19 protein-coding genes are annotated in these 14,556 nt (G+C 68.3%); 6 read left to right on the forward strand and 13 right to left on the reverse strand.

Going from position 1 to position 14,556, the window contains the following annotated elements; translation table 11 throughout:
- Positions 1-30: 30 nt before the first annotated feature.
- The gene (locus LOZ83_RS06640) at positions 31-696 is read left to right on the forward strand and encodes a hemolysin III family protein (protein WP_236789284.1); all 666 of its coding nucleotides are present in this window, start codon (positions 31-33) and stop codon (positions 694-696) included.
- On the opposite strand, the gene LOZ83_RS06645 is transcribed toward LOZ83_RS06640, so the two are convergent.
- Together LOZ83_RS06645 and LOZ83_RS06650 are read right to left on the reverse strand one after the other, a co-directional pair.
- On the reverse strand, positions 663-1,250 hold the full coding sequence (locus LOZ83_RS06645) for a hypothetical protein (protein WP_236789285.1): 588 nt from the start codon (positions 1,248-1,250) through the stop codon (positions 663-665). The two genes, LOZ83_RS06640 and LOZ83_RS06645, sit on opposite strands and share 34 nt — an antisense overlap.
- Positions 1,251-1,352: 102 nt before the next feature.
- Positions 1,353-1,790: a hypothetical protein gene (locus LOZ83_RS06650; protein WP_236789286.1), complete on the reverse strand. Its 438-nt coding sequence runs from the start codon at positions 1,788-1,790 to the stop codon at positions 1,353-1,355.
- A 10-nt stretch (positions 1,791-1,800) separates the two neighbouring features.
- Between LOZ83_RS06650 and LOZ83_RS39710 the strand changes: the two genes are divergently transcribed.
- Complete coding sequence (locus LOZ83_RS39710) at positions 1,801-1,935, forward strand: hypothetical protein (protein WP_255823109.1); 135 nt, start codon at positions 1,801-1,803, stop codon at positions 1,933-1,935.
- 225 nt (positions 1,936-2,160) lie between these two features.
- Here the strand turns inward: LOZ83_RS39710 and LOZ83_RS06655 are convergent, their stop codons facing one another.
- The 8 genes from LOZ83_RS06655 to mca all read right to left on the reverse strand — a co-directional run bounded on the left by LOZ83_RS06655 (position 2,161) and on the right by mca (position 9,329).
- Complete coding sequence (locus tag LOZ83_RS06655; RefSeq protein WP_236789287.1) at positions 2,161-2,427, reverse strand: hypothetical protein; 267 nt, start codon at positions 2,425-2,427, stop codon at positions 2,161-2,163.
- Between the two features lie 609 nt (positions 2,428-3,036).
- Positions 3,037-3,252, reverse strand: a complete 216-nt coding sequence (locus tag LOZ83_RS06660; RefSeq protein ID WP_236789288.1) for a hypothetical protein — start codon at positions 3,250-3,252, stop codon at positions 3,037-3,039.
- Between the two features lie 73 nt (positions 3,253-3,325).
- Positions 3,326-3,553 carry a hypothetical protein gene (locus tag LOZ83_RS06665; RefSeq protein ID WP_236789289.1) on the reverse strand — a complete coding sequence of 76 codons (228 nt, stop codon included), beginning with the start codon at positions 3,551-3,553 and terminating at the stop codon, positions 3,326-3,328.
- A gap of 19 nt (positions 3,554-3,572) precedes the next feature.
- Positions 3,573-5,423 (reverse strand): acyl-CoA dehydrogenase, encoded by a 1,851-nt coding sequence (locus LOZ83_RS06670; protein ID WP_236789290.1) that lies wholly within the window; start codon positions 5,421-5,423, stop codon positions 3,573-3,575.
- Positions 5,424-5,461: 38 nt separating this feature from the next.
- Positions 5,462-6,016 carry a hypothetical protein gene (locus LOZ83_RS06675; protein ID WP_236789291.1) on the reverse strand — a complete coding sequence of 185 codons (555 nt, stop codon included), beginning with the start codon at positions 6,014-6,016 and terminating at the stop codon, positions 5,462-5,464.
- A gap of 89 nt (positions 6,017-6,105) precedes the next feature.
- Positions 6,106-8,106 (reverse strand): thioredoxin domain-containing protein, encoded by a 2,001-nt coding sequence (locus LOZ83_RS06680; protein WP_236789292.1) that lies wholly within the window; start codon positions 8,104-8,106, stop codon positions 6,106-6,108.
- Positions 8,107-8,133: 27 nt separating this feature from the next.
- Complete coding sequence (locus LOZ83_RS06685) at positions 8,134-8,421, reverse strand: hypothetical protein (RefSeq protein WP_236789293.1); 288 nt, start codon at positions 8,419-8,421, stop codon at positions 8,134-8,136.
- Positions 8,418-9,329: a mycothiol conjugate amidase Mca gene (gene mca, locus LOZ83_RS06690; RefSeq protein ID WP_236789294.1), complete on the reverse strand. Its 912-nt coding sequence runs from the start codon at positions 9,327-9,329 to the stop codon at positions 8,418-8,420. The genes LOZ83_RS06685 and mca overlap by 4 nt, the downstream gene beginning before the upstream one ends.
- 105 nt (positions 9,330-9,434) lie before the next feature.
- On the opposite strand from mca, the gene LOZ83_RS06695 reads away from it, so the two are divergent.
- From LOZ83_RS06695 to LOZ83_RS06705, 3 genes are all read left to right on the forward strand, one after another.
- Complete coding sequence (locus LOZ83_RS06695) at positions 9,435-9,857, forward strand: DUF4307 domain-containing protein (protein ID WP_236789295.1); 423 nt, start codon at positions 9,435-9,437, stop codon at positions 9,855-9,857.
- A gap of 196 nt (positions 9,858-10,053) precedes the next feature.
- Positions 10,054-10,551 carry a transcription elongation factor GreA gene (greA, locus tag LOZ83_RS06700; RefSeq protein WP_236789470.1) on the forward strand — a complete coding sequence of 166 codons (498 nt, stop codon included), beginning with the start codon at positions 10,054-10,056 and terminating at the stop codon, positions 10,549-10,551.
- Between the two features lie 29 nt (positions 10,552-10,580).
- Positions 10,581-11,375, forward strand: coding sequence for an MBL fold metallo-hydrolase (locus LOZ83_RS06705; RefSeq protein WP_236789296.1), 795 nt, complete (start codon positions 10,581-10,583; stop codon positions 11,373-11,375).
- Here the strand turns inward: LOZ83_RS06705 and LOZ83_RS06710 are convergent.
- Entirely contained in the window at positions 11,348-11,827 is a 480-nt protein-coding gene (locus LOZ83_RS06710; RefSeq protein ID WP_236789297.1) for an Lrp/AsnC family transcriptional regulator, read from the reverse strand. The genes LOZ83_RS06705 and LOZ83_RS06710 overlap by 28 nt on opposite strands.
- Before the next feature lie 10 nt (positions 11,828-11,837).
- Positions 11,838-13,043: a threonine ammonia-lyase gene (ilvA, locus tag LOZ83_RS06715; protein WP_236789298.1), complete on the reverse strand. Its 1,206-nt coding sequence runs from the start codon at positions 13,041-13,043 to the stop codon at positions 11,838-11,840.
- 77 nt (positions 13,044-13,120) lie between these two features.
- Here ilvA and LOZ83_RS06720 point away from each other — a divergent pair, with 77 nt between their 5' ends.
- On the forward strand, positions 13,121-13,402 hold the full coding sequence (locus LOZ83_RS06720; RefSeq protein ID WP_236789299.1) for a hypothetical protein: 282 nt from the start codon (positions 13,121-13,123) through the stop codon (positions 13,400-13,402).
- Here LOZ83_RS06720 and LOZ83_RS06725 read toward each other — a convergent pair.
- The gene (locus LOZ83_RS06725; protein ID WP_236789300.1) at positions 13,399-14,556 is read right to left on the reverse strand and encodes a cystathionine gamma-synthase; all 1,158 of its coding nucleotides are present in this window, start codon (positions 14,554-14,556) and stop codon (positions 13,399-13,401) included. The two genes, LOZ83_RS06720 and LOZ83_RS06725, sit on opposite strands and share 4 nt — an antisense overlap.

Genomic DNA, 14,556 nt, shown 5'->3' on the forward strand with positions numbered 1-14,556 from the left:
ATAAACCCTACGCTCCCGTAACCTCAAAGCGTGACCGTTGCTGAGCCTGTCGTGCAGGACACTCGCCCGCGCCTTCGCGGTCATCTGCATTTCTGGTCGTTCTTCGGCGCGCTCATCGGATCGGTGACGCTGGTGGCGCTGGCCGGCTCCACCGTGTCGGGCATCGCGGCGGTCGCGACCGCGGTGTACGGCGTGACGGTGATGGGTGTGTTCGGCGTGAGCGCCCTGTACCACCGGCGGCGGTGGAGCCCGCGCGGGTACAAGTGGATGAAGCGCGCGGACCACTCGATGATCTTCCTGTTCATCGCCGGGACTTACACGCCCTTCACGGTGCTGTCCATGTCGAAGCCGACGGGCTGGGTGATCCTGGGCGTCGTCTGGGGCGGGGCGCTCGCCGGGGTCGCGCTGAAGATGCTGTGGCCGTCCGCGCCACGCTGGCTCGGCGTGCCGATTTATGTCGCACTGGGCTGGGTGGCGATTTTCGTCCTACCCGAACTGGCCCGGCACGCCGGCGTTGCCGCTTTGGTGCTTCTGTTGGTGGGTGGCTTGTTCTATACGGTGGGCGCGGTTTTTTATGGCACCCGCTGGCCCAACCACTGGCCGGAGACGTTCGGATATCACGAGTACTTCCACGCCTGCACCGTCCTGGCGGCGATCTCCCACTACATCGCGATCTGGTTGGCGCTATACGCGTAGGCGGGGTTTGGCTTATGGACCATGATCAGGCCGTCACGCCGCCGCCTTTCCGACCGGGCGGCCTGGACGCACCATTCAACGGAGTTACCCCGACGCCTGTGTTCCGCGATGGTCCTACCTTGAACACGCAGAGCGAGATCTTCGACTCTGATGCCCTCGGCATTCGGGCTGCCAAGGAGATCGATCGCGGCACGGTCCTGGTCGTAACGGGCAGCGGCTGCCCACGCCGCGGCGACCTGGTCTGGCTTCGCATCAGCGGTTGACCAGTCCACCCGCTTGCCGATCGCAAACTCGAACTGCTTCACGATCGTGGCTCGGTAACGCTCGGATGACTTCCAGTCGGTTTTATGAGACCGCCGCCGACGGAAAGCCTCGCGTTCTTTGCAGTTGAGCCCGAACTCACGTAAGCCCTCATCAACGCGGTCAGTGACGTTTTTGATCTCGACGCTCCTAATCGGATCACGTAATCCTGCCACTGCCGCCTCCGACCCAACGTCGTCTCGACCAGAGAGAAGCCACGCCAGTAAGGCTTTGTCCTCAGATTCTTGGCTCACGTCAACCTCTCCTTTTTGATCAACTGGCGACGCTGCCCACCCATGACCGTACATGTGTTCGACTGGCATTCCTGGCAGCTCTGCGGCGTGTCTCGATATTCGTCAGGCGGCCTGCTCTCGGTCGACGTCCAGAGCGCTCGCGAAGAAAGCGTCCAGTGCACGCCGGGACCGCTCGTGACTCGTCGGCATCAGGTGCGTGTAGATGCGGAGAGTGAAGCCCGGATCCGAGTGGCCGAGGTACCCTGGCGGCGCCTTGATCGACTCTCCCGCATCGAGCAGGACCGATGCGTACAGGTGCCTGAGCGCGTGCATTCCATCGTCCCGAGTCGGCGCGGTGATCCCGGCACGCCTGAGCGCCGGGAGCCAAACGCTGAGCCGGAACCCGCCACGCTGGAAAGGCAGGCCGTCGTGATCCACCATCAGCAGGTTCACCGTCACCGGCTTCCCGTCGGGGTGAATCCACGGCAAGGTGATCGGAGTCGGCGGAAACTCTTCGGTGTACTCGTCCAACTCGCCGAGCAGGATGGCTCCGATCGGCACCTCCCGCGTCTTGCCCCCTTTTGGGAAGCGCGAAGGTCAGCACGTTGTCGACGATCCGGACCTGCCGCTCGACCCGCACAATGTTCCGCTCGCGATCTACGTCATCGAGCGAGAAGCCGAACACCTCGCCCTGCCGCAGCCCTAGCCCCGCAGGCACTTTCACCGCAGGCCGATACCAGCGCGGCAAAGCCTTCAGCACCACTTGTGCACGCTCAGGCGACAACGGCTGGACTCGGCGCTGATCCTTGGCTCTATGGGATCAAAAGCGGCGCAAGCGCGCCGCTGGGCGGTCCGGCCTGGCCTCCCGCTCCGCTCCGGCAGCCGGCCGCCCGTCGATACCGCGCACCTACGTCTCCGCGGGCCAACACCGTTACGGCGCTTCGATCGTCGGTGGCTCGTCGAACCACGGCTGTGCGTCGCGACTTTCAACTTCGCGGTCCAACTCGTACCTGACCTGCCGTTGGACATTGCCGCGACGCGACCAGTACGTCCAGACGCCATCTTGCGCGCCGTCGACATAACGCCCATGCATGCACACCTGTGCGCCCTCGTCCCAGTACACGGTGTACGAACCGTGGAAGGTGCCATCGGGCAGCACATGCCAAACCTGCCTGAAGCCTTCAAACTGCTTGTCCACCCGACGAAGGTCGCCTCGGTCCGTCACACGCCCAGCATGGCCGGACGCGCAACAGCCAACAAGCACCAGGGCTCTGCCCCGGACCCCGGCACCGCCTCAGAGATCAGCCGAACGGACCAGTCCGGTCATCGCCTCGCAGCGCGCCCGAGGGCTACCAGACCGGGCGGCATCGATCAAGGGCGCTTCGCGGCCTCCGGCAAACCCCTTGACCGGCACCACCCGGCCCGGCAGGGATGAACCCGCGCCCCGAGGAGATCACCTCAGCCCGGAGGAGTAGGGGAGGGGACAGAGCCGTGCCCCCCGCGTGCCCCGAGGGACGGCGATCAGCGGTAAACGAAGGTCAACGGTGGGCAGGGCCGTGATCGACCCTGGGCATGAAAACCCGCCCCGACCTGCATCGGAGCGGCTTCCTGAAGGGGGGCCAGGGCCGGGGTCGAACCGGCGACCTTCCGCTTTTCAGTCAGGCCGTCTACAGGCCGTGTCGCGTCGGGCACAGGCGAGAACCCGCGAGAACTGACCACAAACATCAGCGCAGGTCAAAGCCGCTAAGAGCCGAGTTCGCCCAGGTCAGCTCGTTCTCGTGATCAAATCATCGCGATCTGGTTGGCGCTATACGCCTAGCTCGGCATCCAGTTTTGCCGGCCAGTCTTCATCCGCCAGGCCGCTGGCTACGAGCACATCGCGCCAATCGGCGCAGGCCAACTGAGCTGCCTCGTCGAGACGGTCCAGATCACCGTGCGCGAGGATTACCACGCCGCATAAGATCCGCTCGACCGCATGATCGTTCGCGGGATCAACGACGGGAAAACGCAGGTCGGACAGCACGCTCAGGACGAGATCCGCGTCTAACCCGAAGTCCGCGCATATCCGGCGGGTGAGGCGCTCAGAACATCGCAGCTCAGGCAGGCGGATCACCCGGCGAGGGGGCCGGGGCCGGAGCCTCCTGCCGCGCTTCGATCTCGAAGCGCATGCGGTGGGCTTCTGGGTAGCCCCAGATTTCCTCGATCGGGCCCAGGAGGCCGGCACCGACGCCGCGGCGGCGGACGCGGGCCGCGAGCCACGGCAGACCGGCCAGGGGCACGCCGAACACGACCAGGATCGCGATCAGCACAAAGAGCCCGTTCATGGGTGCGAGGGTACGCCGCCTAGACGTCCAGCATTTCCGCTTGCAGGAACGGTTCGGGGATCGCGAAGGCATCCACCAGGGCACGGGCCCGCGGCCGCAACTCACGGCACAGGTCGTTCACCGTGGCGACGACCGACTTCGCGTGCGCCGAGGTGATACGCCCGTGTTCCAGGAACCACGCCCGATCGCCCTCGATGTTCGACAGCGCGTACAGATCACACAGCTTGCCCAGTAAAGCCGCCGCCTCCGCATCTTCACACCGCGAGATCGCCCCGACGAAAGCCGTCAGCACCACCCGGTCGACATGCGCCTGCGCCGCCCGCAGGATGTGGTCCTGCGCCCCGTTGAACGTGTCGAACGGGTCATCGCCCGCCCGCAGCCGCCGCGCGGCGCCTTCCAGCACGTGCCTTTCCCGGTCCTCGAACATCGCCAGCTGCCACTCCCGCTGCAACAGCGCGCCTTCGGAGGTGGCGAACGCGCGCACCGCGGTCCGCTCGATCACCGTCTCCACAACCTGTTCCGCCACGAACCGCGCGATCGCCAGCGGGCTCAGGTCGGCGAAGTGGTCGCGATAATTCGTCAGCAATCCCTTCGCGACCAACTGCAGCAACACCGTGTTGTCACCCTCGAACGTGGTGAACACATCGGTGTCCGCCTTGAGCACGCCCAGCGCGTTCGCGGCGAGATATCCCGCGCCACCGCAGGCTTCCCGCGCCGCCTGAATGGCCCGTGTCGCATGCCAGGTCGCCGTCGCCTTGATGCCGGCCGCCCGCGACTCCAGTTCGCGCTGCGTGCGGTCGTCGACCTCCGAAGCGCTCTGGATGTCGTGCAGCGACTGGACAAGCTCCTCCTGCGCGAAATGCAGAGCGTACGTCTTCGCCAGCGCGGGCAGCAGTTTCCGTTGGTGCGCAAGGTAATCCAGGACGACAACCTCGCCGCCGCCATCCGGTCGCCCGAACTGCCGCCGCCGCTCGCCGTACCGGACGGCCAGCGTCAGCGCGCGTTCCGTGGCACTGACCGCCGCGCCCGCCACGCTGATCCGGCCGCGGATCAACGTGCCGAGCATCGTGAAGAACCGCCGGTTGTCGCTCTCGATCGGGCTCGAATAAGTCCCGTCCTCGGCGACATCGCCGTACCGGTTGAGCAGCGCTTCCCTTGGCACACGCACGGAACGGAACGTCAGCCGCCCGTTGTCGACGCCGTTGAGCCCCGCCTTGCGCCCGCAGTCCCCGATCTCCACACCGGGTAGCGGCTCGCCGAGCTCCAACCGGATCGGCACCAGGAAGGCGTGCACCCCGCGCTCGTCGCCGCCGGTGACCAGCTGCGCGAACACCACCGCCATCCGGCCGTCCCGGGCCGCGTTGCCGATGTAATCCTTACGCGCCAATATATCCGGCGTGTCGATGACGAACTCACGCGTCCGCGGGTCGTAGGTCGCGGTGGTCCGCAGGTGCTGCACGTCCGAGCCGTGCCCGGTCTCGGTCATCGCGAAACAACCCGGCAGCTCCAGGTCCATGATCCGGGCGAGGTACCGCTCGTGGTGCCGCCGCGTGCCGAGCAGTTGCACCGCACCGCCGAACAGGCCCCACTGCACCCCGGCTTTGACCATCAGCGACAGATCGCCGTACCCGAGCATCTCGAACGACACGACCGAGCCGCCGATATCGCCGCCTCCGCCGTATTCGCGGGCGAACCCGAGCTGTGGGTGCCCGGTCTTCGCCAGCACACGCAGCTGTTCGAGCACCCACGCCCGGTAGTCCTCCGTGCTGACGTCGCGCGGCTCCACATAGCCGTTCTCCGTCAGCCGCGCCCGGACCTCGCGCCGCAGCGACGCCCACTGTCCGTCCAATACGACCGTCAACGGGTTCATACCGACAGCTTTGCCCAGCGGGCGCGAGTTCGCAGCCCTCAGCCGAGATCGGGTCCCTTGGCGCGCAGGTCATCCACAGTGGACATCGCGTCGCGCAGTTCGGTGAGCCACGCGTCGGCGTGCTCCCCGACCAGCCGGACCGCCCAGGCCAGCGCCTCGGAACGGGACCGCGCCACGCCGGACGAGACCAGGGTGTCCAGCACCTGGCGTTCCGGCTGGCGCAGGCGCGTCATCACCGGGACCGAAAGCGTGGTGAACAACTCCTGGGTGTCCCCGATCTTCGCGCCCCAGGCCACCTTGCGCTGGTACCGGTGCTCGGCCTGCCGGGCGATTTCGATTCGCTGGTCGCGCGTGTCCTCCCGGAACCGGCTGATCCGGCCGGACTCCGCCGCGGCACGCGCCGCGTCGTCGGCGAACTCGTCCGTCAGCGGCGGCAGCTCACCCACCACCAGGATCTCTTCACGATCGACGGTCAGCTCCGGTGCCCCGGTGAACCAGCCATCCGGCAGGCGTCCGGCGAACCAGCCCGCGGCGTCTTCGGCCGAGGGCACCTCGCCCTGTTGCCACCCGCCGCGTCCTTTCCAGCCTCGCATCGCAACCTCCTTGATTACATGATTACGACGCTACAAACGCTACGCCGATACCGCGCTGAACAGGAGGTTGTTTGCCGAGGGCTTAACTCTCAGCGCGCGAGGGCGGCTTCGAGGGCATCCGCCGAGGTGACCGGCCGGTCGCAGACGTAGCCGCGGCATACGTAAGCGGCGGCGGCACCCTCGACGAGCGGGCGTTCAGCCAGCAGCGGCGCGCTGTCCGGCTCACCGGCCAGGACCACGCCGCCGCCGTGCACGAGCTGCGCCGCGGTGGTCCGCAGCTCGGACCAGGCCTCCGCGTCGAGACCGACGACGGCGACCTGCACCGGACCCGCCGCCAGTGCCTCGGCGACGGAAAGCCAGTTGCCCGCGAACCGCGGCACCTTCTCGACCAGTCGCCCGACGCGGCTCAGCGCCTGCTCAGCCGCGTCGCGATACGCCGCCGCGCGTTCGGGGCCGGCGAGCACCGACGCGGTGACCAAGGCGCTCGCGAGCGCGGACGCACCCGACGGGCTCGCGTTGTCACCCGGGTCGGAAGGCCGCTGTACCAACGTTTCCGCGTCGTCCGCGGTGTCGTGGTAAGCGCCCGGGGCATCACTCGCGGCGAACCGGTCGAGCGCGATGTCGAGCAGTTTCGTGGCTTCGCTGAGCCAGTTCGCGTCGCCGGTCGCCTGGTGCAACGCCAAGAGCCCGTCCGCGAAACACGCGTAGTCCTCAAGTACCCCAGCAGCTTCGCCGACCTGACCGTGCCGGGAACTGCGGCGCAAGCGGCCGCCGACGAAATGGAGGTCCAGGATCGCCGCAGCGGCACGATCGGCCGCCACGATCCAGCGCGGCTCGTTCAGCGCGACGCCCGCCTCGCACAACGCGGTGATCGCGAGACCGTTCCAGGCGGCGATCACCTTGTCGTCCCGGCCGGGCTGCGGCCGCTCTTCGCGGATCACGAGCAACGCGGCACGCACGCGCTCGAATCGTTGCCAGTCATCGGGATCGCGCCGCAGCTGCAACACCGACGAGCCGCGCTCGAACGTGCCGGACCCGGTCACGCCGAACAGTTCCGTCGCCCACCCGGCATCCTCGCCGAGGGCCTCCCGCAGCTCGCCCGGCGTCCAGACGTACGTCAGCCCTTCCTCGCCGAGCGTGTCCGCGTCGAGTGAAGCGGCGAACCCGCCTTCGTCCGTGCCGAGCTGGCCGACGATGAACTCGCCGGTCGCCCTGGCCACGGCCAGCGCCCGCGTCGAACCCGTCAACCGCGCGAGATGGGCGTAGACCCGCAACAGCAAAGCGTTGTCGTACAACATCTTTTCGAAATGCGGGACCACCCAGTGTGAATCCACCGAGTACCGCGCGAAGCCACCGCCCAGCTGGTCGTACATCCCGCCACGGGACATCGCCTCGGCGCATTCGTCCACTAAGGACAATGCTTCGGCGGAGCCCGTGCGTTCGTGGTGGCGCAGCAGGAACTCCAGCACCATCGACGGCGGGAACTTCGGTGCGGCACCGAATCCGCCGCGTTCGTGATCCGCGTCGGCGTCCAGCTTCACGACCGCGTCCGCGAGCACCCGCCCGTCGACCGGAGCCGCTGGCAGAGGCCCCGTCTGCTGCGCCAACTGCTCGACGATCCGCCCCGCGCCCTCCCGCAACTCGTCGCCGCGGTCCTGCCAGGCCTGGGCAACCGCGACGAGCAGGTGCTGGAACGACGGGATCCCGGGGCGCGGCTGCGGCGGGTAGTACGTGCCGCAATGGAAAGGTTCGCCGTCCGGGGTCAGGAAGCAGGTCATGGGCCAGCCGCCCTGGCCGGTCATCGCCTGCGTCGCGGTCATGTAGACGGCGTCGATGTCAGGACGTTCTTCGCGGTCCACCTTGATGTTGACGAAGTTCTCGTTCATCAGGCGCGCGGTTTCGGGATCTTCGAACGACTCGTGGGCCATCACGTGGCACCAGTGACAGGCCGCGTAGCCCACGGACAGCAGGATCGGCACGTTCCGGCGGCGCGCTTCGGAAAGCGCTTCCACACCCCACTGCCACCAGTCCACCGGGTTTCCGGCGTGCTGGAGCAGATATGGCGAAGTCGCGCTGCCGAGCCGGTTCATGGAACCCACTCTCCCACAGCAGCGACGTCAGGAGCTCTTCTCGGTCTTCTCCGGCTCGACGGCCTCCGACGGCTCCGCGGCCTGCTCGCCGGGCTCTTCCTTGTCGAAACTCGCCGGAACGCGCTTGAGGTGCTTGGTCATCGACCGCACCAGGAACGCCACCGCGATCAGGAACACCAGCAGCAACAGGAAACCGACCGGCGAGGACTTGCCGAAGTCCTCACCCTGCCCGCCGTTGTCGCCACTGTCGGGCTGCTGCACCAGGACCAGCGCCGTCGTCGCGACGGGCGCTACTCCCGGCAACACGAAACTCATGCGGTCACCTTCTCCCGTACGCCTGCGAACAGATCGTCCTCCGGCAAGGTGCTGTCCACAAGCGAACGGACCAGTTCGTACTCCTCCGTCGGCCAGATCCTGCGCTGCATCTCCAGCGGCACCGCGAACCAGCGGCTGGTCGGGTCGATCTGCGTGGCGTGCGCCTTGAGCGCCTCGTCACGGATCTTGAAGTAGTCGGCGCATTCGATGCGCGTGGTGACCCGCTCCATCACGTCCGGGTGTTTCGGATCCCACTTCTCCAGCCACTCGCCGTACGGCGATTCGAGACCGGCCTCGAGCAGCGCCTCGTGGAACAGCTGCATGCGCTGCCGCGAATGCCCGTGCATGTAGTAGAGCTTCAGCGGCTGCCACGGCTCGCCCGCCTCCGGGAACCGGTCCGGCTCGGCGACCGCGTCGAACGCCGCGACCGACACTTCGTGCGTGCGGATGTGGTCCGGGTGCGGGTACCCGCCGGTCTCGTCGTACGTGAGCACCACGTGTGGGCGGAACTCCCGCATCACCTTGACCAGCTCGCGCACCGGCTCCTCCAGTGGCACGACGGCGAAGCTGCCCTCCGGCACCGGCGGCAGCGGGTCGCCCTCGGGCAGCCCCGAGTCGATGAAACCCAGCCAGTGGTGTTCGATGCCCAGGATCTCGGCGGCGCGCGCCATCTCCTCGCGGCGGATCCGCGGCATGTTCTCGTGGACGCCCGGCTTGTCCATCGCCGGGTTGAGAATGCTGCCGGCCTCGCCACCGGTGCAGCTGACGACCATGACCTCGGCGCCTTCGGCCACGTACTTGGCCATGGTCGCCGCGCCCTTGCTGGACTCGTCGTCCGGATGGGCGTGCACCGCCATCAGGCGCAAGCGCGAACCCGGCTCGGAACTGCGCTCATCTGCTTCCACCATGCCTGCAACGACCCCTTCTGCACTGCTATTCCGAGCCTGACGGATACTCGATCCGTGCCCCATTGTTCCCCAGGGGTACGACAAGACGGATCAGGAGGCCCGGCTTTGACGACGCGTGCGCTGCCGGAGGGTCGCTACGGCGCGGCGCGCGGCGGCACGCCCAAACGCTGGCGGCGATGGCTGTTCACCGCGGTGGCCCTGATAGTCAGCCTGGCCGTCGCGTGGATTGCGTACCTCAACCTCGGGCCGGCGCCGATCGACGCCGAGCGCGTCTCCTACGACGAGGTCCCGGGCAATGCGATGTCGGTCACGATCAACGTGACCCGGGACGCCCCGTCGAAGCCCGGCGTGTGCATCGTGCGCCTGCGCGACCTGTCCGGCGCGGAGAGCGGCCGCAAGGAGGTCTTCGTGCCCGCCGGGGACAACCACGGCCTCCAGACCACCGTCGTCCGCAGCACCGACCGGCCGGTCACCGCGGATGTTTTCGGTTGCTCGTACGACGTACCAACATATTTGTCAAGCAGCTAGCGGCCAACGGGGTGAATCGCGCGCCGAACGCCGGGAGGGGGCGAAAACGGGCGGTCTCCCACCGTGTCATCGTGCTATCCTGGTCTACCGGCACGGCCCAACGGGCCGTGTTTTTCCTTTATCACGAGCCTCGCCGGGCCCCGGTTCGGTGAGGCTGCCGGCATGTATACCCATGCCCGGCAGGGACGACGAGGAGATGGTGACCGTGAGCGACACCCAGGTGACCTGGCTGACGCAAGACGCCTTCGACAGGCTCAAGAACGAGCTCGACAAACTGATCGAGGATCGTCCGGTCATCGCCGCGCGCATCAACGACAGCAGGGAAGAGGGCGACCTCAAGGAGAACGGGGGCTACCACGCCGCCCGTGAGGAGCAGGGCCAGGCGGAGGCCCGGATCCGGCACCTGCAGGAACTGCTCCGGTCGGCCAAGGTCGGCGAGGCGCCCGCGAACGACGGCACGGCGGAACCGGGCAAGGTCCTGACCGTGCGCTACGACGGTGATGACGAGGACGAGAAGTTCCTGCTCGCCACTCGGGAGGAAGGCGCCGAGGGGGCGCTGGACGTGTACTCCCCCGAGTCGCCGCTGGGCAGGGCGCTGCTCGGGGCCAAGGAGGGCGAGTCGCGTGAGTACGACCTGCCCAACGGCAAGAAGCAGAAGGTCAAGCTGGTCAAGGCCGTCCCGTACGACGCCTGACCCGGCGCGCGTGCTCGCGGGGGCGTGACATGAGCTTTCCCCTGTGCCAGACGTGCGGTATGCAGTACGCCGCCCCTCGGTCCGACTGCCCGATCTGTGAGGACGAGCGCCAGTACGTGCCGCCGTCCGGTCAGCAGTGGACCGATCTCGACACGCTGCGCGCCGGCGAGTACACCGGTGTCGTCCGCGAGCAGGGGCCCGGCGTCATCGGCATCGGCTGTGAGCCCAGGTTCGCCATCGGACAGCGGGCGCTGCTGGTCCGGGCGGCGTCCGGCAACTTCCTGTGGGACTGCGTCGCGTACCTGGACGACGAGCTGATCGCGGCGATCACCGAACTCGGTGGGATCACCGGGATCGCGATCAGTCATCCGCACTACTACTCGACGGTCGTCGACTGGGCGCACGCCTTCGACGTGCCGGTCTACCTGCACGAGAACGATCGTGCGTGGCTCGGCCGGCCCGATCCGGCCGTCGAGTGGTGGAGCGGCGAGACGAAACAGGTCGCCAGGGACCTGACGCTGATCAACCTCGGCGTGCACTTCGCCGGCGGCACCGTGCTGCACTGGCCCGACGGCGACGGCGCGCTGCTGTCCGGCGACATCGTGCAGGTCATCCCGGACCGCAAGTTCGTCGGCTTCATGTACAGCTACCCGAACCTCATCCCGGAGCGGCCGCCGGTGGTCCGCCGGGCCGCGGAAATCCTTGCGGGCTACCGGTTCGAGGCGATCTACGGCGCCTGGTGGGACGCGGTCATCCCGGCCGGCGGGCAGGACGTCGTGCAGCGCTCCGCCAAGCGCTATCTGGATTTCGTGTCGTCCTCGTAGGCGACTCGCTCCAGCAACGGCCGCACCCGGGGCGGGATCGGCGTGGTCAGCGCGAGCGAGGTGCTGGTGCGCTGCACCCCCGGCAGGGCGACGATCTGGTCGATGGTGTCCTGCAGGTCCTCGTGGTCGCGGGCGACCATCCGCACGAACAGGTCGCCCTGCCCGGTGGTCGCGTGCGCCTCGCAGACCTGGCCGATCGCGGCAAGCCCGGCCGCGACCTCGACCCGGCTGCCCTGCGCGATCTCGATGACGGCGAACGCGGTGAGCCCATAGCCGATCCCGGCCAGGTCGACCCGCGGCGGGAACCCGTCGAGCACGCCCTGTTCGGTCAGCCGATCCAGGCGTGCCTGCACGGTGCCGCGCGCCACGCCGAGCCGGCGCGCGCATTCGAGCACCCCGAGCCGGGGCGCGTCGGTCAGCAGGAGCAGCAGCTTCGCGTCGAGTGCGTCCACGTTCGTGCTCCTAGAAGGGCTGTTCGCGCACGAAGCGCTGGAGTTCGGCGGTGACTTCGGCACAATGCGCCGCACCGCGGGTTTCCAGGTTGAGCGCGACCTCGACCTCGCCGAGCGCGAGCGCGCCCGCGACCCGCGAATGCTCGACGTCCAGCACGTTCGCGCCCAGCTCGCTGACCCGCGACAACACCGCCGCGAGTACCCCCGGCCGGTCCGGCACCTTCAGCCGCAGCGAAAGGTAACGCCCGCCCGCGGTCATCCCGTGCTGGATGATCTGCAGCAACAGCAACGGGTCGACGTTGCCTCCGGACAGGACGCCGACGATCGGGCCGGCGAACTCCCCCGGGTACTGCAGCAATGCCGCGACCGCCGCCGCACCCGCGGGTTCGACGACCAGCTTGCGGCGTTCCAGGCACAGCAGAACCGCACGCGAGAGCGACTCCTCCGTCACCGTGACCACGTCGTCGACCAGCGTTTTCACATGCTCGAACGTGATCGCGCCCGGCTCGCCGACCGCGATGCCGTCCGCCATCGTCTGGGATTCCCGCAGCCGCAAGGGTTTCCCGGCGGCAAGCGAAGGCGGGAACGCGGCCGCGCCCTCGGCCTGCACGGCGACGATCCGGACTTCCGGCCGCAGCGCCTTCACCGCGCCTGCCACGCCCGAGACGAGACCACCGCCACCCGCCGGGATGAGGATCGTGCCCACGTCCGGCGCCTGTTCGAGCACTTCGAGCCCGAGGGTGCCCTGGCCGGCGATGATGTCCTCGTGGTCGAACGGGTGGATGAACACCGCGCCCGTCTGCTCGGCGAAGCTGATCGCCTCCGCCAGCGTCTCGTCGAACACCGCGCCGTAGAGGTGCACGTCGGCGCCGTAGCCGCGGGTGGCGGCCAGCTTCGGCAGCGGCGCGCGCATCGGCATGAACACGGTCGACTTGATCCCCAGCAGCGACGCGGCCAGTGCCACCCCCTGCGCGTGGTTGCCGGCGCTCGCCGCGACCACCCCGCGGGCGCGTTCTTCCTGGCTGAGCCCGTGGATCCGGGTGTACGCGCCACGAATCTTGAACGATCCGGTGCGCTGCAGGTTCTCGCACTTCAAATACACCGGACTGGCGTGAACCTTTTCCAGATCCCGTGCGTGTTCCATCGGAGTGACACGGACGATCCCCTCGAGGAGCGCGCGCGCCTCGTTGATCCGGTCCAGGGTCACCAATCGCATAACCGGGATCATGCCACCGGCGGTTCGTGCGGTTTAGGTACCCTGGAGCCGGCCGGGACAGGAATCAGGGAGTGACCATGCGAAGGCGGAACGAAGCGGACGGCACCACTCGCCGCGCCAGTCGTTCGGCCGGGGTGCTGCCTCTGGCCGCGGCCATCACCTCGGCACTGGCGCTCACCGGCGCCGCGTTCTACACGGTCGACCGCGCCGCCTGCACCGATCCGGCGCAGTACATCCGCCATGACAACCACCTCGAACTGGTGGGCGGCTGCGTGGACCAGACCAAACTCGACCAGATGCGGTCCACACAGTCCCAGCCCGTCGGCCAGATCGCCGAGTACAACAACTTCCGCCCTTAGCCGAGGGCGTGCAGCAGGTCTTCGACGAGGTCCCGGCCGTCCTCGATACCGACCGACAGCCGCAGCAGGTCGCTCGGCACCTGTAGCGTCGAACCGGCGACGCTCGCGTGCGTCATGCGGCCCGGGTGCTCGATCAGCGACTCGATCCCGCCCAGTGACTCGGCCAGGATGAACAGCTTCGTGCGCGCGGACGTGTCCAGCGCGGCCTGCTCCCCGCCGGCATGCCGGAACGACACCATCCCGCCGAACCGCCGCATCTGCTTCGCGGCCACCTCGTGCCCCGGATGCCCGGGCAGCCCCGGGTAATAGACCTGCGCGACCTTCGGGTGCGCGACCAGCGCCTCGGCGACCCGCTCGGCGTTGTCGCAGTGCCGCTCCATCCGGACCGCGAGCGTCTTGACCCCGCGCAGCGTGAGCCACGCGTCGAACGCGCCGGGCACCGCGCCGGCCCCGTTGCGCAGGAAGAACAGCTGCTCGCGCAGCTCGTCCTCGTTGGTCAGCACCGCACCGCCGACGACGTCGGAATGCCCGCCCAGGTACTTCGTGGTGGAGTGCACGACGATGTCCGCGCCCAGCTCCAGCGGGGTCTGCAGGTACGGCGTCGCGAACGTGTTGTCCACGACCAGCCGCGCCCCGGCGGCATGCGCGACCCCGGCCAGCGCCGGGATGTCCGCGATGCCGAGCAGCGGGTTGCTCGGGGTCTCGCACCAGACGAGCTTCGTCTCCGGGCGGACCGCGGCGCGCACGGCGTCGATGTCGGCGAGGTTCGCGACGGTGTACGTCACCCCCCAGTTCGTCAGGATCTTGTCGATCAGCCGGAACGTGCCGCCGTACGCGTCGTTGCCGAGCACGAGGTGGTCACCGGGACGCAGCGTGGTGCGCAGCACGGCGTCCGTCGCCGCCATGCCCGACGCGAAGGCGAGCCCGTGCCGGGCGCCTTCGAGCGCCGCGAGCTGCTGCTCCAGCGCGGTGCGGGTCGGGTTCGCGGTACGCGAGTACTCGTAGTCACCCTCACGGGTGCCCCCGACGCCGTCCTGGGCGTAGGTCGAGGTCTGATAGATCGGCACGATGACCGCACCGGTTCGCGGATCAGGCTCCTGACCAGCGTGAATGGCGCGCGTCTCGAAACCGAACCGGGAGATTTCGTCCGTCAT

The organism is Amycolatopsis sp. GM8 (genome assembly GCF_021653975.1).
Taxonomy (GTDB): domain Bacteria; phylum Actinomycetota; class Actinomycetes; order Mycobacteriales; family Pseudonocardiaceae; genus Amycolatopsis_E.

Bases quoted from the DNA above. Each gene is read 5' to 3' on its own strand.
- LOZ83_RS06725 (WP_236789300.1), bottom strand. From the start codon at position 14,556: ATGACGGACGAAATCTCCCGGTTCGGTTTCGAGACGCGCGCCATTCAC.
- ilvA (WP_236789298.1), bottom strand. From the start codon at position 13,043: ATGCGATTGGTGACCCTGGACCGGATCAACGAGGCGCGCGCGCTCCTC.
- LOZ83_RS06685 (WP_236789293.1), bottom strand. From the start codon at position 8,421: ATGAGTTTCGTGTTGCCGGGAGTAGCGCCCGTCGCGACGACGGCGCTG.
- LOZ83_RS06665 (WP_236789289.1), bottom strand. From the start codon at position 3,553: ATGAACGGGCTCTTTGTGCTGATCGCGATCCTGGTCGTGTTCGGCGTG.
- greA (WP_236789470.1), top strand. From the start codon at position 10,054: ATGGTGACCGTGAGCGACACCCAGGTGACCTGGCTGACGCAAGACGCC.
- LOZ83_RS06720 (WP_236789299.1), top strand. From the start codon at position 13,121: ATGCGAAGGCGGAACGAAGCGGACGGCACCACTCGCCGCGCCAGTCGT.
- LOZ83_RS06675 (WP_236789291.1), bottom strand. From the start codon at position 6,016: ATGCGAGGCTGGAAAGGACGCGGCGGGTGGCAACAGGGCGAGGTGCCC.
- LOZ83_RS06705 (WP_236789296.1), top strand. From the start codon at position 10,581: ATGAGCTTTCCCCTGTGCCAGACGTGCGGTATGCAGTACGCCGCCCCT.
- LOZ83_RS06680 (WP_236789292.1), bottom strand. From the start codon at position 8,106: ATGAACCGGCTCGGCAGCGCGACTTCGCCATATCTGCTCCAGCACGCC.
- LOZ83_RS06670 (WP_236789290.1), bottom strand. From the start codon at position 5,423: ATGAACCCGTTGACGGTCGTATTGGACGGACAGTGGGCGTCGCTGCGG.
- mca (WP_236789294.1), bottom strand. From the start codon at position 9,329: ATGGTGGAAGCAGATGAGCGCAGTTCCGAGCCGGGTTCGCGCTTGCGC.